This window comes from Limnobacter sp. G6BE5S, assembly GCF_058448965.1.
This window is the reverse complement of sequence record NZ_JBZFLM010000004.1, coordinates 38,118-63,528: the sequence shown is the minus strand read 5'-3', so window position 1 is coordinate 63,528 and position 25,411 is coordinate 38,118. Positions and strand designations below refer to the sequence as shown.

Below are 25,411 nucleotides of genomic sequence, written 5' to 3'. Positions count from 1 at the left end.
AGCCTTAAGTCGTCTTTAGTCGATCAACCGGTGCGCACGCAAGGCGGCGTCCACGGTTTGGTGAAAATTGGATTCCAGTCGAGTTAGTGGCAAGCGCACACCCGGTGCCATTTTGCCCATTTTACTCAATGCGTATTTCACGGGAATTGGGTTGGCCTGTACAAACATGGCCTGGTGCAAATCCAGCAAACTCAAATTCAATGCGTGTGCAGTTTTCGAATCGCCTGAAATGGCAGCAACACACAGTTCATGCATCAACTTGGGGGCCACGTTGGCAGTCACCGAAATATTGCCTTTCCCGCCCATGAGCATCAAATTCACGGCGGTGGGATCGTCTCCGCTATACACCGCAAAATCGGGCGCTGTATCGCGGATCAGCCACGCGCCACGCTCAAGGTTGCCAGTGGCTTCCTTGATGCCCACAATACCATCGACCTGGCTTAGCCGTACAACCGTAGAATGCGCCATATCGGCCACCGTGCGCCCTGGCACGTTGTACAGAATAACTGGCAGATTTACAGCCTCGGCCACCTTGCGCATGTGCAGGTAAATGCCTTCCTGGGTGGGTTTGTTGTAGTAAGGCACCACCTGCAAGCTGGCAGCGGCGCCCACCTTGCGTGCAAATTCAGTAAGCTCGATTGCCTCGGTGGTTGAATTGCCGCCGGTACCCGCAATAATAGGTATGCGGCCAGCAGCCTGCTCCACAGCAACGCGGATCAGCTCGCCATGCTCTTCAACGTCCACAGTAGGCGATTCGCCAGTGGTTCCTACCGCTACGATCGAGTCGGTACCTTGTTCAATGTGCCAATCAATGAGCTGACGGTAACTGTCATAGTCCAGCGACCCGTCTTCAAACATCGGCGAAACAATCGCGACAATGCTGCCAGTGATCATTTAGTCCCTTTGAGTGAGTGTTATTGTTCCAGATTGTATCTCAGACCAAGCACCTGTAATGCCCATGGCCCGTTGAATCATTGCAGGGCTTGGAATGCTTCGCAGCCCCTGTTCAAAACGCATTACATTCAATGAAGACATACGGGAAAGTAATTCGCCCGGTTGCAGCAAAAACTGCGGGCTGCGTGGCGAACCGAATTGCGCATTGCCATCCATGAAGGTTTCATAAACCAGCACTGCATTCTGAGACTTCAGGTTAGCCAAAAGGTTCGCAAAATGTGGGCGATGCAGGTAGTTGGTCACCACGATCAAGTCGTATTGCTGCCCGGCCAAAGGCCAATCAGCCTGCTCCAGATCCATGGCCTCAAACTGTACATTGACGGGCCAAATGGTGTCTGGCGTATTTTTGTCAACAGCATGCACCGTGTAACCAAGAGAAGCCAAATACAGAGCGTGGCGACCACCGCCGCAAGCAAGGTCAAGTGCCCTTAAACCCGGCTTGACAGCACCCGAGGCATGCAGGCTTTCCACACAAAGGCGAACCCATGGTGAAGGCGCCATGGCAGGGTTGGCATGGTGTTCAGTCATCTCAGGAATAATCCAGACCCATGTGCTTGCGCACGTCTTTCATGGTGTCGTTGGCCATGGCACGCGCACGCTCACAACCTTCGCTGATTATTTTGCGCACCAGTGTCGGGTTCTCCGTGTACATGGCTGCACGCTCGCGCATGGGAGCCAATTCATCGGTGATCGCTTGAATAATCGGTTCTTTGCATTGAATGCAGCCAATTCCCGCCGATTTACACCCCTCTTGTACCCACTGCTTGGTGCTGGCATCGGAATACACTTCATGCAGCGGCCACACGGGACATTTCGAGGGGTCACCGGGATCCGTGCGGCGCACCCGAGCGGGATCGGTGGGCATTTTCCGCACTTTTTGAGAAATGTTTTCGGGTGTTTCACGCAGGGCCAAGGTGTTTTGGTAGCTCTTGGACATCTTAAAACCGTCCAGGCCCGGCATTTTGCTGGCTTCAGTCAGCAAAGCCTTGGGCTCCAGTAAAATCGGCTTGCGGCCAATTTCGGCACCTTTCGCATTCAGCAACTTTTCCTTGCTGTAAAAGTGGTTGAAGCGCCGCGCGATTTCACGTGTTAATTCAATGTGCGGCACCTGGTCCTCGCCCACCGGCACCTGCGTTGCTCGGTAAATAAGAATATCGGCTGACTGCAACAGCGGGTAGCCCAGAAAGCCATAGGTGCCCAAGTCTTTGTCGCTGAGCTTTTCCTGTTGGTCTTTGTAAGTGGGTACGCGTTCAAGCCAGCTCAACGGCGTGTTCATCGAGAGCAGCAAATGCAACTCGGCATGCTCGGGCACCTTCGATTGAACAAACAAGGTGGCTTTCTCGGGATCTACGCCCGCAGCAAGCCAGTCAACAACCATGTCCCACACGTTTTCCTTGATCACTTCAGGGGTTTCGTAGTGCGTGGTCAGCGCATGCCAATCGGCCACAAAAAACAGGCAGGGAAACTCATTTTGCAGTTTCACCCAGTTTTTCAGCACGCCATGATAATGGCCAAGGTGTAACAAACCGGTTGGGCGCATGCCCGACAATACGCGTTCAGCAAACATGGTGGCTTAAAAATTAAACAAAAGGGTTAGCACGTTCAACCCGACACTAACAACGGGCTGAATGAACATGGGCAAGATACCCAGCATCAAGAGTGCAATGAGCACGATCATGCCATAGGGCTCGGTGCGGCTGAAACTATAGGCTGCAGAACTGGGCAGGAAGCTGAACAGAATTCGACCACCATCCAGCGGCAAAATGGGTAACAGGTTCAAAGCCGCCAACACCAGGTTCACCACGATACCGGCCTTGGCCATTTCAGCGAAAAATGGTTCGTTCAAACCGGTAACAATTTGTAATTTCAGACTGAGCGCCCACATCAGGGCCATGATGAAATTTGCACCTGGACCGGCAAATGCCACGAAACGAATGTCTTTTTTCGGATTGCGCAAATTCCCGAAATTCACGGGTACGGGCTTGGCCCAGCCAAAGAGAAAAGCGCCAACTCCCATTAAGCTCGAAGACACCAAAATTGCGATTGGCACCAGAATTGTGCCCACAGGGTCAATGTGCTTGATCGGGTTTAACGTAATTCGACCCGCGTACATCGCAGTGTTGTCGCCATACATTCTTGCTACATAACCATGCGCAGCCTCATGCAAGGTAATGGCAAACAACACCGGCAGTGCATACACCGCAATCGTTTGAATGATGCTTGAATCCATTACAGCTCTTCCTGTTCTTCAATGTTGACTGGCTCGAGCGGGCCGGTTAAAGGCCCGGCACCCACACGCACTACCACCGGATCTTCGCCAGTCCAGTCGATCACTGTGGTCGGGAAAGCGCCACAATATTCGCCATCGTCCACAATCAAATCGACATCATTGCCCACAGCCTCTTGGGCTTCCCAGCCACTGCGTGCCGGCTCTTCCATTCCCGGAAGTTGCAAAGTCGTGGCAATCAACGCGCCTTCAATGTGTTCGAGCAAGCCCTGCACCACCGCGTGAGCAGGCACGCGCAAACCAATTGATTTTTTGGACGGATGCGAAACCCGCTTGGGCACTTCTTTGGTTGCTTCAAGAATGAAGGTGTAAGGCCCCGGAAAAACCGACTTCAACAGGCGGTATTGAACATTGTTCACTTTGGCGTAGCTACCCAGTTCACTCAAGTCTTTGCATAGCAAGGCCAAGTGCTGTTTCTCGGAAATACCTTTCAGCCTGCGCAAACGTTCTACTGCATTTTTATCATCGAGATGGCACACCAGGGCGTAGCAACTGTCCGTTGGAATGGCGGCAATGCCACCTGAATTGATCAGGTCAGCCGCCTGCTTGCACAAACGCGATTGCGGATTTTGGGGGTGAACGTTGAATAACTGCGCCAATGGGGATCCTGTTAGCTGAACAACTTGCCCCAATTATCCCAGATTGGCACGCAACCATCCGGCAGACGGGGCAATTCACCCAAATTAACCCTGGATTCAGTGGGACCATGAAAATCGGACCCACGCGACGCCTTCAAACCTGAGCGCACCGACTTGCGTGCATAGGTGGCGTACTGATCGGTGGTGTGGCTGCCCGTTACCACCTCTATGCCCTCCCCGCCCAGCTTCACAAACTGGGTAACCAGTTCGTCCATCTGCATGGGATTCAAATCGTAGCGCCCAGGGTGCGCAATCACGGCCTGGCCATTTGAATCGAGAATCCATTGCACCGCCTGTTTCAGGCTGGCCCATTCATGCGGCACGTAGCCGGGCTTACCGGGGGTCAAAAAGCGCTCGAACACTTCACGAATGTCTTTGCAAACGCCCCTTTCTACAAGACAACGCGCAAAATGTGTGCGGCTGATCAGGTTGGGATTACCCACGAACTTCAAGGCACCTTCGTACACGCCATCAATACCAACCCTTTCCAGTTGGCGTGACATTTCCATGGCACGTTCGGTGCGTCCATTTCGCACGCTGACCAAGCCATTCTCCAGGGGTGAGTTTACGTAATCAACATTCAAACCCACAATGTGCAAGGTCACCGCAGACCAGGTCACCGAGATTTCAACACCAGGAATAAAAATCATGCCGTGTTCAGCGGCGGCTTTTGACGCTCGGGCCAAACCACCCACCTCATCGTGGTCGGTCAATGACCAAATTTGTACACCGTTGGCGGCTGCGCGTTCTGCCAACTCTTCTGGCGTCAACGTGCCATCCGATGTGGTGGAGTGGCAATGCAAATCCGCATTGATCAAATGCGGATCACTCCAATTGATTTGTGCTGCTTTACTCATACTTTTGCAATTGGCTTATTGGGCCGATTGCTCCAATTCAACTTGCATCAACCAGGCCAACTCTTCTTCAGAGAAACCAGCCTGGGCGCGAGCCTTGAAATTGAACGGCGATCGGGGCTGTGGTGCGGTGTATTCCCGCAGACAATATTCGAACGCTTCAATGGGATCGCGTAATTCATTGTTGCACACTTCATTGAACCAGCGGTTGCCAATGGCCACATGCCCAATTTCATCACGCAAAATAATGTCTAGCACTTTGGCGCTTTCCATGTCACCAGCTGCAGCCAGTTTCTCACGTATGGCAGGCGACACATCCAGCCCCCGTGCCTCCAGTAACCTGGGCACCAGTGCAAGTCGCGCCAGCAAGCTTTCTTTGGTTTTTTCGGCCATTTGCCACAGGCCGTCGTGTGCAGGGTAGTCCCCATACGTCAATTCATACGCCGCAAGACGGTCGCACAACAACGAATGGTGAAGCGCCTCTTCTTTGGCCACCTTCAGCCAGTCCAGATAAAACTGTTCAGGCATGAAAGGAAAACGAACCAGCAAATCGAGCGCCAAGTTAATTGCATTGAATTCAATATGGGCCAGTGAGTGCAGCAACATGCCCCGCCCCACGGGTTGACTGACTTTTCGTGTGGGCACGCGCGCAGGGTGAACCAGCTCAGGCTTGTCTGGCCGCCCCACACGGGAGCAAAAGCTTGCTTGACTCCCAAGGGGCAAGCTCACATCAATTGCAAGAACAAGACGCACCTTCTCCAGGGAATCTTTACATTCCAAAGCCTGCAAGGCGGTTTGTCTCAAAGTTTGTTCAAGTTCACTGCCCATGAGCACACTGCATAAGGGATCGATCATGGTATTTTAAGGCAAACAAACCATGGCAACACCCCGACACAGGAGACAATTGTGGCCAAGTACAAAATCAACGGCGAAACGCCCACCGTGCACTCCAGCGCCTATGTAGCTGAAATGGCCAGCATCATTGGCAAAGTGCAGCTCGATGAAAACACCTCGGTTTGGGATTTTGCGGCGATTCGCGGCGACAACGAACTAATCCACATCATGGAAGGCAGCAATGTGCAGGAAGGCGCTGTGCTGCACACCGACATCGGCTACCCCATGGTTGTGGGCAAAAATGTCACTGTGGGGCATCAGGCTTGTTTGCACGGCTGCACAGTGGGTGAAGGCAGTTTGATCGGTATTCGTTCAGTGGTGTTGAACGGTGCGAAGATCGGAAAAAACTGTATCATCGGCGCCGGCGCCCTGATCACCGAAGGCAAGGAAATTCCCGATCGCTCCCTGGTAGTAGGCTCGCCTGGAAAAGTGATCCGAACCTTGAACGACGATGAAGTGGCCCGCCTGATTGGCGCCGCCTTCTATGTACAAAAAGCCAAGTTGTTCAAAGAAACACTTGAAAGAATTGACGATTAATCTTAGCAGCCCCAATTAGTATCCATGACCGACACTCTACGTACCCTGATTTTTGATCAATCCAGTTGCCGCGCGCACTTGGTCCACCTTTCCAAGGCTTGGCAACAAGTGGTTCAAAACAACGACTACCCAAGGCCTGTTCAAAAAGTACTGGGTGAATTGGTCGCTGCCAGCACCATGTTGTCCGCATCCCTGAAGTTTGAGGGATCCTTGATTATTCAAATACAAGGCGACGGGCCAATTCGTTTATTGGTTGCTGAATGCAACAGCCGCTTGGGCTTGCGTGCCACTGTCAAGCTTGCTGAAGATGCTGAAATTCCTGAGAATGCCAGCTTCAAAGACTTGGTCAATGCAACAGGCAAAGGCATTTGCGCCATTATTCTGGATCCACGCAACCGCCTGCCGGGACAAGCCCCCTACCAAGGCATTGTGCCGCTTGCAGGCAGCACCGTGGCCGATTCTCTTGAAGCGTACATGCACAGCAGTGAACAGCTGGAAACCCGCCTGATTTTGAATTCGGACGCAACAACCGCAGCCGGTGTCATGCTTCAGCAAATGCCACAACACGGGGGCATTACTTCAAGCAAAGAATTTGATGCCGATGGCTGGGACCGCTTAAAAGCCTTGATTAACACACTGCAAACGGAAGAACACCTGACAATCGAAACCGACGAGTTGGCAAAGCGGCTTTTTTGGGAAGAAGACCCAGATGGTCTGGCAGAGCGCCAAGCGCACTTTGAATGCACCTGCTCACGCGAAAAAGTTGGGAAAATGTTGCTGACTCTGGGGCAGGCCGAGCTTGACGACGCCTTATCGGAAAACCCGACAGTGGAAATTCAATGTGATTTCTGCAATGCAAACTATTCTTTTACCCGAGACGATTGCAATGCATTGTTCACCGACGAGGCTCAAAACGACGGGGATCAGCCTCCCTTGCCGCCCACTCTGCATTAATTCGCAGGTTTTGCAGCTGCACCAGGCGGTGCGGCCGCAGGCTGTCCGCGGGGCTCAATCAACTGAATAAATACTTCGTCTTTTTTAATCATGCCGAAGTCGTTTCTGGCACGTTCTTCGATCGCCTCAACACCCTCACTCAAACTGCGCACATCGCCTTCAAGTTGTTGATTGCGCAAACGCAATGCTTCATTCACCTGTTTTTGCTGCTCAAGCTGGCCTTGCAGATCGCTAACGCGCAGCATCCCCCCTTTGCCGAACCACAAGGGGTATTGAAGCAAAATCAGCAAAGCAAAAAGGACGAGTGAGATCAGCCTGGGGTTCATATACAAGAAGGCCCCGCTGTGCGGGGCCACCTTTGATTAATACCGATTAATCCAGGTTGTAGAAGGCTGAACGGCCTGGGTAGTAGGCAATGTCACCCAAGTCTTCTTCAATACGCAACAGCTGGTTGTATTTTGCAACACGGTCCGAACGGCTCATTGAACCGGTCTTGATTTGCATTGCATTCGTACCCACAGCAATGTCGGCAATCGTGCTGTCTTCTGTCTCGCCCGAGCGATGTGAGATCACTGCGGTGTAACGCGCACGCTTGGCCATCTCGATGGCTGCAAAGGTTTCAGTCAATGTACCAATCTGATTGATCTTGATCAGAATGGAGTTTGCAATGTTCTTTTCAATGCCTTCGGCCAAAATCTTGGTGTTGGTTACAAACAGGTCGTCGCCCACCAACTGTACTTTGCGGCCCATGGTTTTTGACAAATAAGCCCAACCGTCCCAATCGTCCTCGGCCATGCCGTCTTCGATGGAAATGATTGGGTACTTGTTGCACCAGCTTTCCAACAGGTGCGCGAATTCCTGCGAACTCAGCTCCATGCCCTCACCGGCCAACTTGTACTTGCCGCCTTTGTAAAATTCAGAGGCAGCACAGTCCAGACCCAAAGCCACTTGCGTGCCAGGCTCAAAGCCTGCAGTTTCAATGGCCTGAATGATCATTTGAATGGCAGCCTCGTGATTGGCCACTGAAGGTGCAAAACCGCCCTCGTCGCCAACGGCAGTGGACATGCCCTTGTCGTGAATGATCTTTTTCAAGGCATGGAACACTTCAGCACCATAGCGAATGGCCTCACGGAAAGAAGGCGCACCCACTGGCAAAATCATGAACTCTTGCAAGTCAAGGTTGTTATTGGCGTGTGCACCACCGTTGATCACGTTCATCATGGGCACTGGCAGGCTCATGCCGCCCATGCCGCCAAAATAGCGATACAAAGGCAAGCCGGTTTCTTCGGCTGCTGCGCGGGCCACTGCCATGGACACTGCCAAAGTGGCATTGGCGCCCAAGCGTGATTTGTTCTCTGTACCGTCCAGATCGATCAGGTTTTGATCCAGAAACACTTGCTCTTGTGCATCGAGACCCAGAATTGCTTCAGAAATCTCTGTGTTGATGTTTTCAACCGCGCGCAATACACCCTTGCCCAAATAACGGGATTTGTCACCGTCGCGCAGTTCAACGGCTTCACGGGTACCTGTAGACGCACCAGAGGGCACGGCCGCACGGCCCATTGCACCACTTTCCAGCAGCACGTCACATTCCACGGTGGGATTGCCGCGAGAATCAATAACCTCACGACCAATCACGTCAACAATTGCGCTCATAGTTTCCTCTTGGATGGATTAAATTCTGTTTTGAATACTCGGCCTGTTTATTTCATCAGGTCTGTTTCGGCCAGTGGGCCAGACTTCACCAAACGGTCCAGTTCCTGCAAAGTAGCCAACAAGGCTTTCATGCGGGGCAAAGGCCAGGCGTTGGGGCCATCTGACATGGCCTTGGCCGGGTCAGGATGACTTTCCATGAACAACCCTGCCACACCCACTGCCACCGCCGCGCGGGCCAACACGGGTACGAATTCACGCTGACCACCGCTTGCTGTGCCCTGCCCACCTGGCAGCTGCACACTGTGTGTGGCATCAAATACGACTGGGCAATTTGTGTTGCGCATAATGGCCAGGCTTCGCATGTCTGAAACCAGGTTGTTGTACCCGAAGCTGACGCCGCGTTCACACACCATGATATTTTTGCCATCGCCGCCTGCCTCAATGGCAGCCGCGCGCGCCTTGTCCACTACATTGACCATGTCGCCGGGGGCCAGAAACTGCCCCTTCTTGATATTGACTGGTTTACCGCACGTGGCCACTGCTTCAATAAAATCGGTTTGGCGGCACAAAAACGCGGGGGTTTGCAACACATCCACCACGCTGGCTACTGCCGCAATTTCCTCAATGGCATGAACATCAGTCAACACGTTTACATTCAAGGCTTTCTTCACGTTGGCCAGAATGTCCAACCCCTTGTCCATGCCCAAACCACGAAAGCTTTTGCCTGAACTGCGGTTGGCTTTGTCGTACGAGCTTTTGTAAATAAAAGGCACGCCCAACGACTCGCAGATTTCCTTGAGTTGACCCGCAGTGTCCATGGCCATTTGTTCACTTTCAATGACACATGGGCCCGCGATCAGGAAAAAAGGTTTGTCCAAACCCACTTCAAAATTGCATAGTTTCATGAGGTGTCCTCCTGTTGGGTCCAGCTTATAACGCTTTGGCTAATTTGTGGGCCAAACCGGCCTTCACGTACGCCAAAAACAAGGGGTGGCTGTCCCGTGGGGTGCTGGTGAACTCGGGGTGAAACTGCACACCAAAGAACCAGGGGTGATCAGGTAATTCCATGATCTCGGGCAAGTTCTCGGTGGGCGTACGGGCCGATATGCGCAGGCCAGCTTCCTCAAGCTGCGGCACAAAATTGTTGTTCACTTCATAGCGGTGGCGGTGGCGCTCGTTCACTTCGGGGCCGTAAATCGATTCAGCCAAAGTACCCGGCTTGATCGGGCAACGCTGCGAGCCCAGGCGCATGGTGCCGCCCAAATCGCTTTGATCACTGCGCAACTCAACCTTGCCAGTGCTGTCTTTCCACTCGGTGATCAGGGCCACAACCGGAGTTTCTGCCAGGCTGTCAAACTCAGTTGAATTGGCTTTGGGCAAACCTGCGCAATGACGCGCAAATTCAATAACTGCCAATTGCATACCCAAACAAATACCCAAGTAAGGAACCTTGTTTTCACGGGCGTATTGAATGGCCTTGATTTTGCCTTCTGTGCCACGCTTGCCAAAACCGCCAGGCACAAGGATCGCGTCCAGTTTTTTCAAACTTTCGGTACCGTTGGTCTCAATTTCTTCTGAGTCAATGTAGTTGATGTTCACCTTGGTTCGCGTGTGCAAGCCAGCGTGATTGAGGGCTTCAATCAGGGATTTGTACGACTCAGTCAAATCGACGTACTTGCCCACCATACCAATGGTGATGTTTTGCTCAGGGTTTTCCTGCGCGTACACAATTTCAGCCCATTTGGACAAATCGGCGCGAGGCACCTCAATGTTCAGTTTCTCGAGCACAATGTCATCGAGTTTCTGAGCTTCCAGCATGGCCGGGATTTTGTAAATTGTGTCGGCATCCCAAACAGAAATAACCGCTTCCAGTTGCACGTTCGAGAACATGGAAATCTTGGCACGTTCATCATCGGGAATACGGCGATCCGCGCGGCACAATAGTGCGTCTGGGAATATACCGATTTCACGCAGTTTCTGAACACTGTGCTGCGTGGGCTTGGTTTTCAATTCGCCTGCAGAGGCAATGAATGGCACCAATGTAAGGTGCACAAAACACGCACTGTTGCGCCCCAAGCGCAAGCTCATTTGACGCACAGCTTCAAGGAACGGCAAAGACTCAATGTCACCCACGGTGCCACCAATTTCTACAATGGCCACATCGGTTTCACCACCCCAGGCCGCGCGCGCGCCTTTTTCAATGAAAGCTTGAATTTCATTGGTAATGTGGGGAATCACCTGAACCGTTTTGCCCAGGTACTCACCACGGCGCTCTTTGCGCAGCACAGATTCGTAAATCTGGCCTGTTGTGAAGTTGTTGGACTTTTTCATCTTGGTCGAGATGAAACGCTCGTAATGGCCCAAATCAAGGTCAGTTTCCGCGCCGTCTTCGGTCACGAACACTTCACCGTGCTGGAATGGGCTCATGGTACCCGGATCCACGTTGATGTACGGATCCAGTTTGAGCATGGTGACTTTCAGGCCACGACTTTCGAGAATCGCGGCCAAAGATGCTGCGGCAATACCTTTGCCAAGGGACGAGACAACCCCGCCAGTAACGAATACATATTTGGTCATAGTGCCAGGCGGCGCTCTGTTCGGCGCTCAGTAGGGCGCACAATTGAGCGAATTGTGCGCTGTTTGAAAGCAGAATTATAACCTGAGCGCGCTTGGTCCATGCCAGTGATCTTAACTAAACTTCAGTTCACACCCTGTTTTTTCTTGGAGTTCTTCTCTAGATACGCCTGGCGCTATTTCCAGCACTTCGAGTCCATGCGCGGTGACGTCCATCACCGCCAAGTCCGTAATAATGCGGTTGACCACGCCTTTACCTGTCAATGGCAAGGTGCATTCAGGCAAAATCTTCAAATCAGTCGTGCCATCTTTCTTGCGAGCCACATGCTCCATCAATACGATTACACGCGACACACCCGCCACCAAGTCCATGGCACCGCCCATGCCTTTCACCAGTTTGCCGGGGATCATCCAATTGGCCAAATCGCCATTCTGACTGATCTGCATGGCCCCCAAAATAGCCAGATTGATATGCCCGCCGCGAATCATCGCAAACGACTCTGAACTTGAGAAGAAAGCTGACCCATTCAGAGTGGTCACGGTTTGCTTGCCTGCATTGATCAAATCGGCATCCACCTGCTCCTCGGTAGGAAATGGCCCAATGCCCAACAAACCATTTTCACTTTGCAACATCACATCCATGCCATCAGGAATGTGGTTACTGACCAAAGTGGGCAAACCGATGCCCAGATTCACATAAAAACCGTCTTGCAATTCGCGCGCAGCGCGTGCTGCCATTTCATCGTGATTCCACGCCATTTTTTGTTCTCCTTATTGTGCCGGGGTCGCCAGTGTACGTTTCTCAATCCGCTTTTCAGGATTGGCGTTCAATACAACACGCTGCACATAAATACCTGGGGTGTGAATAAAGTTGGGATCAAGCGCACCCACTTCCACAATTTCTTCCACTTCCACCACCGTAAATTTCGAGGCTGCCGCACACTCTGGATTGAAATTGCGCGCAGTGAGGCGATAAATCAGATTGCCAGAGGTATCCGCCTTCCAGGCCTTCACCAGCGAAATATCGGCTTTCAGGCTGTGCTCCAGCACATAGTTTTCGCCGTCGATCACCCGTGTCTCCTTGCCATCGGCAATCACGGTTCCAAAACCGGTTTTCGTGAAAAAAGCGGGAATACCGGCACCACCTGCGCGCAGTTTTTCGGCCAAGGTACCTTGTGGCGTGAATTCCAGTTCCAGTTCACCGCTGAGATACTGGCGCTCGAACTCTTTGTTCTCACCCACATACGACGAAATCATCTTGCGTACCTGCCTGGTTTCCAGCAATCGGCCCAAGCCAAAGCCATCCACACCCGCATTGTTCGAGATCACAGTCAAATCTTTTGCACCCGATGCACGAACTGCCTCAATTAAAGCCTCTGGAATGCCGCACAGGCCAAAACCACCCACGGCAAGCGTCATTCCGTCCTTGATCTTGTCCGCCAAAGCCTCTGTGGCACTGGCCGATACTTTATTCATCCCCATTTCTATTCCTCATGCTTTGAATTTGTGCCATTAGTTTAACTTCTTGGCGCACGCAATCTTCTTGCTGCATTGCACAAAAGCAAGTTTCTCAGACTAGAGATCAAAGTCAACTATTTTTTCCCGATATGCAATAAGCTTTCGGCTTAAAATCAAAGCTGCACCTCGCTGTAGCAATCGCGACAAATTTTAAGGAGACGCACCCAATGTCGGCTGTCGAAAGAGACATGATGGAATACGATGTATTGGTAGTTGGTGGAGGCCCTGCCGGCCTTTCAACTGCCATTCGCCTGAAACAAGTGGCCGCAGAAAAAGGCCAGGAAATCAATGTGTGCGTACTGGAGAAAGGCTCTGAGGTTGGCGCCCATATTTTGTCAGGCGCCGTGATGGACCCCCGCGCAATCACTGAACTTTTCCCTGACTGGAAAGAACGCGGCGCGCCACTGAACACAGAAGTCACTGAAGACCAGTTTTTGTTTTTAACTGAAACGTCCGCAAAAAAAGTACCCAATGCGCTTTTGCCCGAATGTTTCCAGAACCATGGCAACTATGTCATCAGCTTGGCCAACGTGGTCCGCTGGCTGGGTGAGCAAGCCGAAGCTTTGGGTGTTGAAGTATTTCCGGGCTTTGCAGGTGCAGAAATTCTGTACGACGAAAAAGGTGCCGTGAAAGGCGTACAAACCGGCGACATGGGCATTGGTAAGGATGGTGAGCATACCCACGCTTACCAGCCAGGCATGGAACTGCATGCCAAGTACACCGTGTTCGCCGAAGGCGTACGCGGCCACTTGGGCAAACGCGTCATCGAAAAATTCAACCTGAACGAAGGTCGCGACCCACAGGTATACGGCATCGGGCTAAAAGAACTGTGGGAAATTGATCCAGCCAAACACAAGCCAGGCTTGGTCATTCACTCTGGTGGCTGGCCGCTCGATTCAAGCACCTATGGCGGCTCATTCCTGTATCACCTGGAAAACAACCAGGTTGCAGTGGGCTTTGTGGTGGGCTTGGCCTACGAAAACCCCTACTTGTCGCCTTTTGAAGAATTCCAGCGCTACAAAACCCACCCCGAAATTCGCAAGTATTTTGAAGGTGGCAAACGCCTTTCCTACGGCGCTCGCGCAATTGCTGCAGGCGGCCTGATGAGCCTGCCGAAACTGGTATTCCCGGGTGGTGCCTTGGTGGGTTGCGATGCAGGCTTTCTGAATGCGTCCCGAATCAAGGGATCACATGCGGCCATCAAGAGCGGCATGCTGTGTGCCGAAGCGATTGCTGATGCCTTGGCTCAAGATCGTGCTGGCGACGAGCTCGAAGCCTATCCAAAAGCTTTCCACGACTCCTGGCTGTTCGACGAACTGTACCGCGCTCGCAACTTTAAACAATGGATGAGCAAAGGTTTGTACACCGGCACCATGATGGTGGGTATTGAACAAAAACTGTTCAATGGCAAGGTGCCCTGGACTTTGCACCACAAGCACGCAGACCATGAATGCCTGCGCCCTGCTTCTGAATTTCAGCCGATCAACTATCCAAAACCCGATGGGAAGATTACGTTTGATCGCTTGAGTTCGGTGTTCATCTCCAACACCAACCACGAAGAGAACCAGCCTGCACACCTGACATTGAGAAATGCAGAGGTACCGGTTGCAACCAACTTGACCACCTACGCAGGCCCCGAGCAGCGCTACTGCCCGGCAGGTGTGTATGAATATGTGAAAAAGGAAGATGGCAAAGACCAGTTGCAGATCAACGCACAAAACTGCGTACACTGCAAAACCTGTGACATCAAAGACCCCACACAAAATATTGTGTGGGTGACACCGGAAGGTGGTGGTGGACCCAATTACCCGAACATGTAAGCAAGTTCAAAACGCCGACTTTTCAGTCGGCGTTTTTTTTCAGGTTTTCAGATCGCTTGAGGTTTCGTCTAATCGCTTTGAGTTTTCATTTGCATCGATCTCAAAGGTGTATTCGCCTTCAAGCAGATGAGTTACATAGGCGAATCGACCATTTACGGTCACCCCGTCGAGCGTCAATTCGTAATAGCACCCCGCAACCTTGCCGCACCCTTTTTCAAACAGGGCTCGACTGGTTTTTTCGTCAATCCAGTCCACTGAATATTTTTGATCGGCAATATACACCGTGACCGGTTTCCACTCTGTTTCACAGAAATTCTCGATCACCTGGGCGCCGGCAGACTTGTAAACCAGTTCACAATCGGTTTTGGCGAGAAATTGCAGTTTGCGAGTTGTTTCCGGTGAATTGGTACAAGCAACCAGCAGAACCGCACAGGAAGCGGCGAGAACAAGCAGCAAGCGTTTCATGGCATAGATTCCTGAAAGGACATTTACTTTGAACGCAAGAATGCCGTTGATGGAGTACACAGAACGTGCCGCAGCAAAGATCAGCCTTTGGGCGCACGCCACAAAAAGCGGTAAACGAAGCCTGGAAAAGCGAACACCAGAAAGAGACATGCTGTTAACGCATAAAATTCCCACCGTTGAGGAGTAACCTGACTCAGGCTTGCTTCAATGGCAAAGCCGATCAGACCCACGATAAAGTAACCGGCGATTACTTCGAGTACACGGGTCCAACCGCCTTTTTTAGTCACAGGCAAAACGCCCATGATGCGGTTGCTCACAAAAGGCAGGTTCGCAAACAGCAAGGCCAAGCCAAACAACAACCAATGCCCAATCGTCTGCGTCAAAACCTACCCCTTGAAAGTTCTAAAATATTCAGTTAACCAGCCAGCGTTTGCTGAATGGCTGTCATGCAATATGCCATCAACGGCGCGGGTAACAAACCCAGCGCGATCACAGCCAAACCGTTCAGGCCCAATACTGCACGTGCATCGTTGCCCATCACGATTTCAGTTTCATCCGCAGGCGCTTCGAAATACATGGTTTTCACAATACGAATGTAATAGAAAGCACCCACCAAACTGAACATGACTGCATAAACCGCCAACCACACCTGGCCGGTGGCCAACAAGGCTTTCAGAACCAACAATTTGGCAGCAAAGCCCACCATGGGTGGAATACCAGCCAAGGAGAACATCAACAACAGCATGATCAAAGCCAACCAAGGTGCGCGTTTGTTCAAGCCCTTCAAGTCGCTGATGTGTTCCACTTCAAAGCCTTTTCGTGACATCACCATGATCACACCGAAGGTACCCAGAGTGGTCAACACATAAGTAATGCTGTAGAACATGGCCGAAGAATAAGCCTGTGCCGCGTTACCGGTATCTTGCCCTGTTACGCCCGACAAGAAACCCAACAGCATGAAACCCATTTGTGCAATCGTTGAATAAGCCAGCATGCGCTTCAGGCTGGTTTGGGCAATGGCGGTCAGGTTACCAATGGCCAGCGAAGCAATCGCCAACACCATCAGCATGTTTTGCCAATCGAAAGCCATCACAAACAAACCATCAACGAGCAAGCGCATCAACATGGCAAATGCAGCCAGTTTGGGTGCACCGCTAATCAGCAAGGTGGAAATTGAAGGCGAACCCTGATACACGTCGGGAACCCACATGTGGAACGGCACCACGCCCAACTTGAAGGCAAGGCCAGCCACCAGGAACACAATACCGAATACGAAAATAATTGATTTTTGACCCGACACCGCCGCGGTCGCAGCAAATGCAATGTCAGAGTGATTCAGCGAACCTGTTGCACCGTAAATCATCGACATGCCATACAACAGGAAACCTGAAGCCAACGCACCAAGAACGAAATACTTCATCGATGCTTCGGTTGCGCGCACATTGTCGCGTTGCATGGCCACAGCGGCATACAGGCTGAGAGACAGCAACTCGACACCCAAGTACACCAACAACAGGTTGTTGGCAGAAATCATGATCATCTGACCGAGCAAAGCAAACAGCACCAATGCGTGCAACTCACCTTTAAACATATCGCGGTCTTTGGCATAGTTCGCACCCACAATTAAGGTAAATGCGATTGCCAAGGCAGAAAAGCCTTTTAAGATCAGGGCCATGCTGTCGGCAATGTACATATTGGAGAAAGCCAGCTCGGTGCCCGCGGTGGGTACTTGCGCCAGGCAATACACGCCAAGGCCGATACAGAACAACACCACAATGTTGTGCAGCATTGGCAAAATGCGGCCTTTGGTCACGCTGTCAGCAATCAGAAACGCACAGGCGAAAAGCGCCAGAGCAATTTCAGGAATAGCGAGTGAGAGATTCATCTGATCCACGAACATTCCTCAATTAAAGCTTGGACTGAGCCACATGTTGCAACAAGGCATCGACAGACACCTGCAACACATCAGTAAAGGGTTTGGGGTACAGGCCCATGGCCATCACCAAAATTGCCAGTGCACCCAGCATCAGGAATTCACGGGTGTTCACATCGGTCAATTTTTTCACGTCGTCATTGGCCACTTCACCAAACACCACGCGCTTGTACATCCACAGCGAATAAGCAGCACCGAAAATCAGGGTAGTTGCAGCCAGCAAACCGATCCAGAAGTTGTACTTCACTGCGCCCAGGATCACCATGAATTCCCCCACAAAACCACTGGTTGCAGGCAGACCCGCGTTGGCCATGGCGAACAAGAGGAAGAAGGCGGCAAACTTCGGCATGGTATTGACCACACCGCCATAGGCGGAAATCTCGCGACTGTGCACGCGATCATAAAGCACGCCGATACACAGGAACATGGCGCCCGACACAAAGCCATGGGAGATCATTTGAATGATCGCACCCTGCACCGCCAAATCCTGGAACATGAAGAAGCCCAAAGTGACGAAACCCATGTGGGCAATCGATGAATACGCCACCAGCTTTTTCATGTCCTTCTGAACCAGTGCCACCACACCGATATACACCACCGCAGTCAGCGACAAGGTAATCATGAAACCAGCCAACTCATGGCTTGCATCAGGCGCAATCGGCATGCTGAAACGCAAGAAGCCATACGCGCCCAGTTTCAACATAATTGCAGCCAGAACCACCGAGCCACCCGTGGGTGCTTCCACGTGCGCGTCGGGCAACCAGGTGTGAACTGGCCACATGGGTACCTTCACAGCAAACGCCATGAGGAAAGCCAGGAAAATCAATATTTGCTCAGTCATGCCCAGCGGCAGTTTGTGCCACGCTGCAATTTCAAAAGTGCCCGACTGAAACTGCAGGTAGATGAGTGCGACCAGCGTAAGCAAAGAACCCAACAGCGTATACAGGAAAAACTTGAACGCAGCGTAGATGCGGTTGGGACCACCCCACACACCCACGATGATGTACATCGGGATCAAGGTCGCCTCAAAGAAAACATAGAACAGCAAGCCGTCGGTGGCCGAGAACACACCCACCATCAACCCCGAGAGGATCAGGAATGCGGCCATGTACTGTGCCACTTTTTCGGTAATCACTTCCCAGGCAGCAACCACCACAAAAATGGTGATCAAGGCGGTCAAGATAACAAACCAGACTGACAGGCCATCCACACCCAAACCATAGGAGGCACCAAAGGCCTCAATCCAGGGCAGGTTTTCAACAAACTGCAATTGGGCTGTGCTGGTGTCAAAACCAAAGTACAAAGGCAAAGTAACGACAAAGCTGATCAGCGCAGCAATCAGGGACGCTCCCCGGACTGCACCTGCGTTTTTGTCATTGCCCAGAGCCATGATCAAAACACCAAAGGCGATTGGCAGCCAGATCGCCAAACTCAGATAAGGAATATTGTTAGACATTGATATTTTCCAATCGTAAGAACCGAAGTTCCGCCTTTGTTATTTGAGTGTGATGAAAGTGATGATCATGGCCAATACGCCAAGAATCATCGCGAACGCATAGTGATAAATGAAACCACTTTGCGCGAATCGAACCACACCCGAGATCAAACCCACCAGTTTGGCGCTGCCATTGACCAACAAACCGTCGATCAGCATGCGATCACCAAACTTCCACAATGCCTCGCCCAAACCACGGGCGCCGCCGGCAAACACTACCTCATTGAATTTGTCCATGTAGTACTTGTTGTCGAGCAAGGTGTGCACGGGCTTCAAGACCCTCATGAACGCTGCCGGAATGGCAGGCACCCACAGGTAACAAACCGCAGCGGAAACCACACCCGCCAATGCCAACCAGAATGGCGCTGTTTGCAGGGAATGCACACCCATGGCAGCTGCGCCATGGAAAATACTGCTCAAGCCAGCCATTGCGCCATGTTCGGGATTAATGGTGAGCACGCCGTCGAAGAATGTACCGTGCAGCATGGGCTCAACAGCAATGTAACCAATGATGACTGATGGAATTGCCAGCAAAATCAACGGCAAGGTAACTACCCAGCGTGACTCGTGCGGTTGAACGGGTCCGTGATGCGCGTGGTCATCATGGCCATGATCATCATGATGCTGAACATCATGGAAACGCTCTTTGCCATGGAACACCAGGAAATACATGCGGAAACTGTAAAACGCAGTGATGAACACACCGGCAACCACGGCAAAGTACGCAAACCCTGCTGCTGGCAAATTACTGAAGTGCACGGCTTCAATAATACTGTCTTTGGAGTAGAAACCTGAGAAGAAAGGTGTCCCAATCAAGGCCAGCGAGCCTAGCAAGGAAGTTAGCCAGGTAATGGGCATGTACTTCCACAGACCGCCCATGTGGCGAATGTCTTGGTTATGGTGCATGCCGATGATCACAGAACCTGCCCCAAGGAACAACAAGGCTTTGAAGAAAGCGTGAGTCATCAGGTGGAAAATAGCAACCGGGTAAGCCGATACACCCAAAGCCACCGTCATGTAACCCAACTGCGACAGCGTTGAATAGGCCACCACCCGTTTGATATCGTTTTGAATAATGCCCAGAAAACCCATGAACAGCGCAGTGATTGATCCAATCACCAAGACGAAGTTCAGGGCGATGTCACTGAGTTCAAACAGCGGCGACATGCGACTAACCATGAAAATACCGGCGGTCACCATGGTGGCCGCGTGAATCAAGGCAGAGATCGGTGTTGGGCCTTCCATGGAATCGGGCAGCCAGACATGCAGCGGGAACTGGGCTGATTTGCCCATCGCACCAATGAACAAACAAATACAGGCAACTGCCAACAAAGGCCAATCGGTACCAGGCATGGTTTGGGCTGCCAGGCCGTCAGCCTGCGCAAACACCTCCGCGTAATTCATGGAACCAGCCGAGGCCATGATCAGGCCGATGCCAAGAATAAAGCCAAAGTCACCCACGCGGTTTACAAGAAATGCTTTCAGGTTTGCGTAAATGGCAGTCGGTTTGGTGTACCAAAAACCAATCAACAGATAAGAGACCAAGCCAACCGCTTCCCAACCGAAGAACAGTTGCAGGAAGTTGTTGCTCATCACGAGCATCAACATTGAGAAAGTAAACAGCGAAATGTAAGAGAAGAATCGCTGATAGCCGTCATCCTCTTCCATGTAACCAATGGTGTAAATGTGCACCATCAATGAAACGCTGGTCACCACCAACATCATGGTGGCGGTCAAGGTGTCAATCAGAAAGCCAACTTCAAACACCAAAGTACCCACAACAGCCCATTCATAGAGCGTGCCGTTGAAAGTGTTGCCTTCCATTACATCCATAAACACCAGGATAGATGCGATCAGGGAAATGGCAACGCCAGCGATGGTGACTGTGTGTGCGCCTGTGCGGCCGATTTGCTTGCCGAAGAAGCCGGCAAGTATGGAACCGACCAGCGGTGCGAACGGAACGATCAAATACAAGGGATTCATTCGCGCTTACCCCTTCAGCTGGTCGAGGTCTTCGACGTTGATTGAATTCATGTTACGGAAAAGGACCACCAGAATTGCCAAACCAATTGCAGACTCGGCAGCGGCCACTGTGAGAATGAAGAAAACGAACAACTGCCCGGACAAATCGCCCAAGAAGTGAGAAAACGCGACGAAATTCATGTTCACAGCCAGAAGCATCAGTTCAATGGCCATCAGAATCACGATCAGGTTCTTGCGGTTCAAGAAAATACCTATCACGCTGATCGAGAACAAAATCGCGCCCAGCACGAGGTAATGAGATAGTGAAATCATTGTTGTCTATTCCCGGTTAGGCTTGGCGACCGCTGTTGGTGTCGCTTTTGGTTTGTTTGCGGTCCAGATCGGCAGGCATGCTCACCAGTTTGACGCGGTCTGTGGACTTCACGCGAACCTGGTCTGAAGGCACCTGGCCTTTCGTGTCCTTGCGCTTGCGCAAAGTCAGGGCAATCGCCGCAACCATCGCCACAAGCAAAATCAAGGCAGCCACTTCAAACGGATACAAATACTCGGTGTACAGCAATTTACCCAGTGCCTGCGTATTGTTGGCCGCCTGCTCTGGCGTTTCAAGATTGGGGTCCCAAAAGCCACGCAACAACACCACCGACATTTGGAAAGCAATCAGCGAACCGACGATTGCTGCCACTGGCAAGTTTTTCCAAAAACCGGCGCGTACCTTGTCCATGTTCACATCCACCATCATGACGACGAAGAGGAACAACACCATCACTGCACCCACATACACAAGCACCAGTGAAATGGCCAGGAACTCTGCTTCCAACAGCATCCACAAGGCAGAGGCCGAAAAAAACGAGAGCACCAGGTACAAAGCCGCATGTACAGCATTGCTGGCGGTTATCACGCGCACCGCGGCAAACACCAGAATGGCGGCGAACACATAAAAGAAACCGGTTATTGCATCCATTGCATTTAGTCTTCTAAGTTTTGTATCAAGTTAACGGTAGGCCGCATCGGCTTCACGGTTTGCTGCAATTTCAGCCTCGTAGCGGTCGCCCACAGCCAGCAGCATTTCCTTGGTGAAATACAGATCGCCGCGCTTCTCACCGTGATATTCGTGAATGTGGGTCTCAACGATTGAGTCCACTGGGCACGATTCTTCACAGAAACCGCAGAAAATACACTTGGTCAAATCAATGTCGTAACGGCTCGTCCGACGTGTGCCGTCTTCGCGCTGTTCCGATTCAATTGTAATTGCCAAGGCTGGGCACACTGCTTCACACAGCTTGCAGGCAATGCAACGCTCTTCGCCATTTTCATAGCGGCGCAGCGCATGCAAACCACGAAAACGCGGCGATATCGGCGTTTTCTCCATGGGGTACAACACAGTAATTGGCTGGGTGAACATGTAGCTCATTGTGAGCGCCATGCCCTTGAGCATTTCGCGCAACAACAAACTGTTCAAAAACTCTTTAACAACTTGAAACATGGTTCGCTCTCAATTAATTCCAGATGTTCCAGGGGGTCTGCATCCAGGCAGCAACCACTACCAACCACACCAAGGTCAGCGGAATAAACACTTTCCAGCCCAAACGCATGATTTGGTCATAGCGATAACGCGGGAACGATGCGCGGAACCAGATAAACATGGAAACCAGCAGGAAGGTTTTAAGGCCCAGCCAGATCCAGCCCGGTATGAATTCAAGGAATGCAACCGGCGCGTCCCAACCACCGAAGAACATGATTGCAGCCAGGCAAGACAACAAAATCATGTTGGCGTACTCGGCCAGGAAAAATACCGCAAAGGTCATGCCAGAGTATTCAACCATGTGGCCAGCCACGATTTCTGACTCGCCTTCCACCACGTCAAAGGGGTGTCGGTTGGTCTCTGCAACTGCTGAGATCATGTAAATCACCAGCAAGGGCAGCAAAGGCAACCAATTCCAGGACAGGAAATTCAGGCCCATATCGGCAAATTGACCCGTGGTTTGTGTCATCACGATGTCGGTCATATTCAAGCTACCAGCCACCAACAACACGGTAACCAATACGAAACCAATCGCCAATTCATAAGACACCATTTGCGCAGAAGCACGCATGGCAGCCAGGAAGGCGTACTTGGAGTTCGATGCCCAGCCCGCAATGATCACGCCATACACTTCAAGCGAAGTAATCGCCATGAGGTACAACAAGCCAGCATTTACGTTGGCCAACACAGTTTCAGGGCCGAATGGAATTACGGCCCATGCCGCCAGAGCAGGCATGATGGTCATGATCGGCGCAATAATGAACAGGCCTTTGTTGGCGTTCATTGGCACGATGATTTCCTTGAACATCATCTTGACCGCGTCAGCGATTGGCTGAAGCAAACCCATGGGCCCCACATAACTTGGGCCCATGCGAATGTGCATGCGACCAATCATCTTGCGTTCCCAGTAAGTCAGGTACGCAACCAAGCCAAGCAAAGGCAAGGTGATGCACAAGATCTTGATCAATGTCCAGACAGGTACCCAAGCCGAACCGAGCAAACCCGAACCGAAAGTGGTGATCATTTCAACCGGTGAGCTCATGCCTGCACCTCGCTGGCCACCACTGCTTCAACAGCAACGCCACCAAACACATTGCGCAGGCTTTGCGTGTCAGCTCGACCCACAGGCACCAGCACCGTATTTTCAGCAATGGTTTTATTCACTAGAACTGCTGCACACAAGGTGCCGCCCTCGGAGTCAGTCAATTGGATTTTGTCCCCGCTTTTAACGCCTAGAGTCTCTGCAGTTTGCACACTGATTTGCGCAAGAGCAGGTTTGGCTGCTTTTGTCTCACGCAGTGATTCGGCGCGACGAACAAGTGCGTCGGTGTCATAAATTGGCGCAAATGCCGCCAACTCAAGTTTACCGTTCAGTGCGACGCCAGCCACTGCTTGCTCCGGAATCGCATTGCTCAACACGGCGGAAAGATCAGCAGGCAAGTATGCTTTCAATACCTCTTCAGAGCTATTGAACTCAAAACCATCGAGACCCAACAAATTGCCCAATACACGCAACACTTTCCAGCCCGGGCGTGTTTCACCCAAAGGACGAACCGCAGCCTTGAAGGTTTGTGCAGTGCCTGCAATATTGATGTAAGTACCGGAAGTTTCGGTGCTTGGCGCGATCGGCAACAACACATCAGCGTACTGCTTTGCATTGCCCACGAACGCACAGGCTTGTACGACAAATTCGGCGTCAATCAGGCCGCGCATAATTTTCTGGCCCTCGACGCTGTCCAGGTCTGGCTCTGCGCCAAAAACGATCGCCGCCTTGGCCTTGCCTTCCAACATGGCTTGCGCGTTTTTGCCACCGTTGGCGCTGGCCTGAACACCAGCCACAAATGATCCAACCCAGTTGGCACCATCGCCCAGGAAGCCCAATGTCGAACCAGTGGACTTCGCCAATTCGGCCGCTTTGGCCAACACCTGACCGGCAAACGGGCTCATCAACACCTGCTGGCCAATCAATACAAACTTGGCACCTTCGGGCGCACTCAGTGCGTTGGCCACAGCATCGTGGCTCAATGTTTCAGCCCATTTGGAAGGAGCAGTTTTCAGCCACACGGCTTTGGGCATCAACGGGTCCAATCCACCCGCATTCACGAGCACCACACGGGCGCCCTGCTTTGCAGCCTGTCGAACACGCTGAGTCAACAAGGGTTGATCGTTTCGCGGATCAGTACCCACGATCACGATGGACTCCGCGTCGGCCAATTGTTGAATGGAGCCACCCAACCAAGGTGTGGCGCCGGACAAATTCAAGTTGGCACTGTGACGCAGGCCTGCGTCAACGCTGGATGAACCGATGCCGCTCATCAAGGCCTTGGCCAAAGCCATTTCCTCAAATGTGCTGTTCGGGGATACCAGCATGGCAATGTTGTTCAGGTCAGTCGACTCGCGACGGGCTTTCTTCAAACCTTCAAACGCCACGTTCAAGGCGGTTTGCCAATCGGTTGTCACCCATTGACCATTTTTCTTGATCATGGGTTCTTTCAAGCGATCGGCTGCCTGCAAACCTTCGTAGCTAAAGCGGTCCCGATCTGAAATCCAGCACTCGTTCACATTGTCGTTTTCTTGAGGAACAATGCGCATGACTTTGTCGGCCTTCACCTGTACCACCACGTTCGAGCCCAGGCTGTCGTGCGCGGAAATCGACTTGCGGCGTGCCATTTCCCATGTGCGGGCGTTGTAGCGGAAAGGCTTCGATGTGAGCGCGCCCACAGGGCACAAATCAATCATGTTGCCCGACAATTCGGAATCGACCGAGTTACCTACGAAACTCAGAATCTCTGAGTGCTCACCGCGATTGGCCATGCCCAGTTCCATGACGCCGGCCACTTCCTGGCCAAAGCGCACGCAACGCGTACAGTGAATACAGCGGCTCATTTCCTGTGCGGAAACCAGCGGGCCGATGTCTTTGAAAAACACCACACGCTTTTCTTCCTGATAGCGGGATGACACACCACCATAGCCCACCGCGATGTCTTGCAGCTGGCACTCACCGCCCTGGTCACAAATTGGGCAATCCAGTGGGTGGTTGATCAGCAAAAACTCCATCACGCTTTTCTGTGCGTTCACGGCTTTTTCGCTCTTGGTGCGAACGATCATGCCGGGCGACACAGGCGTGGCGCACGCGGGCAAGGGCTTGGGCGCTTTTTCTACATCGACCAGGCACATGCGGCAGTTTGCCGCAATCGACAATTTTTTGTGATAGCAAAAGTGAGGCACATAGCTGCCTGCTTTCTCAGCGGCGTCCATGAGCATGCTGCCCTCGGACACCTCAACTTTTACACCATCAATCTCTAGTTCAACCATTTGTATCTACCC

The 25,411-nt window shown here is 52.0% G+C and carries 26 protein-coding genes; 3 read left to right on the top strand and 23 right to left on the bottom strand.

Annotation, left to right across the window (positions count from 1 at the left end):
• Positions 1-15 precede the first annotated feature (15 nt).
• From dapA to ACVL1J_RS08210, 7 genes are read right to left on the bottom strand one after another with little or no spacing between them, the layout of a single operon-like run.
• Entirely contained in the window at positions 16-894 is an 879-nt protein-coding gene (dapA, locus tag ACVL1J_RS08240) for a 4-hydroxy-tetrahydrodipicolinate synthase (RefSeq protein ID WP_341236985.1), read from the bottom strand.
• Positions 895-1,482 (bottom strand): class I SAM-dependent methyltransferase, encoded by a 588-nt coding sequence (locus ACVL1J_RS08235; protein WP_159571079.1) that lies wholly within the window; start codon positions 1,480-1,482, stop codon positions 895-897.
• Between the two features lies 1 nt (position 1,483).
• Entirely contained in the window at positions 1,484-2,521 is a 1,038-nt protein-coding gene (gene trpS / locus ACVL1J_RS08230; RefSeq protein WP_341236986.1) for a tryptophan--tRNA ligase, read from the bottom strand.
• A gap of 6 nt (positions 2,522-2,527) precedes the next feature.
• A complete protein-coding gene (locus ACVL1J_RS08225) occupies positions 2,528-3,184 on the bottom strand; it encodes a site-2 protease family protein (protein WP_341236987.1) in 657 nt (218 codons plus the stop codon).
• Positions 3,184-3,840, bottom strand: a complete 657-nt coding sequence (locus ACVL1J_RS08220; RefSeq protein ID WP_159571086.1) for an L-threonylcarbamoyladenylate synthase — start codon at positions 3,838-3,840, stop codon at positions 3,184-3,186. Before ACVL1J_RS08220 ends, ACVL1J_RS08225 begins: the two co-directional genes overlap by 1 nt.
• A gap of 11 nt (positions 3,841-3,851) precedes the next feature.
• Positions 3,852-4,736 carry a 3',5'-nucleoside bisphosphate phosphatase gene (locus ACVL1J_RS08215; protein ID WP_341236988.1) on the bottom strand — a complete coding sequence of 295 codons (885 nt, stop codon included), beginning with the start codon at positions 4,734-4,736 and terminating at the stop codon, positions 3,852-3,854.
• A 15-nt stretch (positions 4,737-4,751) separates the two neighbouring features.
• Positions 4,752-5,588: a ferritin-like domain-containing protein gene (locus ACVL1J_RS08210; RefSeq protein WP_491665273.1), complete on the bottom strand. Its 837-nt coding sequence runs from the start codon at positions 5,586-5,588 to the stop codon at positions 4,752-4,754.
• 51 nt (positions 5,589-5,639) lie between these two features.
• Between ACVL1J_RS08210 and ACVL1J_RS08205 the strand changes: the two genes are divergently transcribed.
• Complete coding sequence (locus tag ACVL1J_RS08205) at positions 5,640-6,164, top strand: gamma carbonic anhydrase family protein (protein WP_491665272.1); 525 nt, start codon at positions 5,640-5,642, stop codon at positions 6,162-6,164.
• Between the two features lie 24 nt (positions 6,165-6,188).
• A complete protein-coding gene (gene hslO, locus ACVL1J_RS08200) occupies positions 6,189-7,118 on the top strand; it encodes an Hsp33 family molecular chaperone HslO (RefSeq protein WP_394672553.1) in 930 nt (309 codons plus the stop codon).
• On the opposite strand, the gene ftsB is transcribed toward hslO, so the two are convergent.
• The 6 genes from ftsB to ACVL1J_RS08170 all read right to left on the bottom strand — a co-directional run bounded on the left by ftsB (position 7,115) and on the right by ACVL1J_RS08170 (position 12,824).
• Positions 7,115-7,444, bottom strand: a complete 330-nt coding sequence (gene ftsB, locus ACVL1J_RS08195) for a cell division protein FtsB (protein WP_394672554.1) — start codon at positions 7,442-7,444, stop codon at positions 7,115-7,117. The two genes, hslO and ftsB, sit on opposite strands and share 4 nt — an antisense overlap.
• Before the next feature lie 46 nt (positions 7,445-7,490).
• A complete protein-coding gene (eno, locus tag ACVL1J_RS08190; protein ID WP_159571101.1) occupies positions 7,491-8,774 on the bottom strand; it encodes a phosphopyruvate hydratase in 1,284 nt (427 codons plus the stop codon).
• A 47-nt stretch (positions 8,775-8,821) separates the two neighbouring features.
• A complete protein-coding gene (kdsA, locus tag ACVL1J_RS08185) occupies positions 8,822-9,679 on the bottom strand; it encodes a 3-deoxy-8-phosphooctulonate synthase (protein WP_159571104.1) in 858 nt (285 codons plus the stop codon).
• A gap of 25 nt (positions 9,680-9,704) precedes the next feature.
• Complete coding sequence (pyrG, locus tag ACVL1J_RS08180) at positions 9,705-11,351, bottom strand: CTP synthase (protein WP_159571107.1); 1,647 nt, start codon at positions 11,349-11,351, stop codon at positions 9,705-9,707.
• Positions 11,352-11,462: 111 nt separating this feature from the next.
• Positions 11,463-12,107, bottom strand: coding sequence for a 3-oxoacid CoA-transferase subunit B (locus ACVL1J_RS08175; RefSeq protein WP_341236990.1), 645 nt, complete (start codon positions 12,105-12,107; stop codon positions 11,463-11,465).
• Positions 12,108-12,119: 12 nt separating this feature from the next.
• Positions 12,120-12,824 (bottom strand): CoA transferase subunit A, encoded by a 705-nt coding sequence (locus tag ACVL1J_RS08170; protein WP_159571851.1) that lies wholly within the window; start codon positions 12,822-12,824, stop codon positions 12,120-12,122.
• Between the two features lie 209 nt (positions 12,825-13,033).
• Between ACVL1J_RS08170 and ACVL1J_RS08165 the strand changes: the two genes are divergently transcribed.
• Complete coding sequence (locus ACVL1J_RS08165) at positions 13,034-14,686, top strand: electron transfer flavoprotein-ubiquinone oxidoreductase (protein WP_341236991.1); 1,653 nt, start codon at positions 13,034-13,036, stop codon at positions 14,684-14,686.
• 39 nt (positions 14,687-14,725) lie between these two features.
• Here the strand turns inward: ACVL1J_RS08165 and ACVL1J_RS08160 are convergent, their stop codons facing one another.
• The 10 genes from ACVL1J_RS08160 to nuoG are packed head-to-tail and all read right to left on the bottom strand — an operon-like array spanning position 14,726 to position 25,399.
• Positions 14,726-15,301 carry a hypothetical protein gene (locus ACVL1J_RS08160; RefSeq protein WP_341236992.1) on the bottom strand — a complete coding sequence of 192 codons (576 nt, stop codon included), beginning with the start codon at positions 15,299-15,301 and terminating at the stop codon, positions 14,726-14,728.
• Positions 15,232-15,534 (bottom strand): DUF2818 family protein, encoded by a 303-nt coding sequence (locus tag ACVL1J_RS08155; RefSeq protein WP_201301484.1) that lies wholly within the window; start codon positions 15,532-15,534, stop codon positions 15,232-15,234. The genes ACVL1J_RS08160 and ACVL1J_RS08155 overlap by 70 nt, the downstream gene beginning before the upstream one ends.
• 32 nt (positions 15,535-15,566) lie before the next feature.
• On the bottom strand, positions 15,567-17,036 hold the full coding sequence (nuoN, locus tag ACVL1J_RS08150) for an NADH-quinone oxidoreductase subunit NuoN (RefSeq protein WP_474562311.1): 1,470 nt from the start codon (positions 17,034-17,036) through the stop codon (positions 15,567-15,569).
• A 22-nt stretch (positions 17,037-17,058) separates the two neighbouring features.
• A complete protein-coding gene (locus ACVL1J_RS08145; protein WP_341236993.1) occupies positions 17,059-18,540 on the bottom strand; it encodes an NADH-quinone oxidoreductase subunit M in 1,482 nt (493 codons plus the stop codon).
• 39 nt (positions 18,541-18,579) lie between these two features.
• A complete protein-coding gene (nuoL, locus tag ACVL1J_RS08140; protein ID WP_341236994.1) occupies positions 18,580-20,562 on the bottom strand; it encodes an NADH-quinone oxidoreductase subunit L in 1,983 nt (660 codons plus the stop codon).
• Between the two features lie 6 nt (positions 20,563-20,568).
• Positions 20,569-20,874 (bottom strand): NADH-quinone oxidoreductase subunit NuoK, encoded by a 306-nt coding sequence (gene nuoK / locus ACVL1J_RS08135; RefSeq protein ID WP_008251215.1) that lies wholly within the window; start codon positions 20,872-20,874, stop codon positions 20,569-20,571.
• A 16-nt stretch (positions 20,875-20,890) separates the two neighbouring features.
• Positions 20,891-21,523: an NADH-quinone oxidoreductase subunit J gene (locus ACVL1J_RS08130; protein WP_159571145.1), complete on the bottom strand. Its 633-nt coding sequence runs from the start codon at positions 21,521-21,523 to the stop codon at positions 20,891-20,893.
• A 30-nt stretch (positions 21,524-21,553) separates the two neighbouring features.
• Entirely contained in the window at positions 21,554-22,045 is a 492-nt protein-coding gene (gene nuoI, locus ACVL1J_RS08125; RefSeq protein WP_341236995.1) for an NADH-quinone oxidoreductase subunit NuoI, read from the bottom strand.
• 13 nt (positions 22,046-22,058) lie between these two features.
• Entirely contained in the window at positions 22,059-23,108 is a 1,050-nt protein-coding gene (gene nuoH / locus ACVL1J_RS08120; RefSeq protein ID WP_394673727.1) for an NADH-quinone oxidoreductase subunit NuoH, read from the bottom strand.
• Between the two features lie 14 nt (positions 23,109-23,122).
• On the bottom strand, positions 23,123-25,399 hold the full coding sequence (gene nuoG / locus ACVL1J_RS08115) for an NADH-quinone oxidoreductase subunit NuoG (protein WP_341236997.1): 2,277 nt from the start codon (positions 25,397-25,399) through the stop codon (positions 23,123-23,125).
• Between the last annotated feature and the right edge of the window lie 12 nt (positions 25,400-25,411).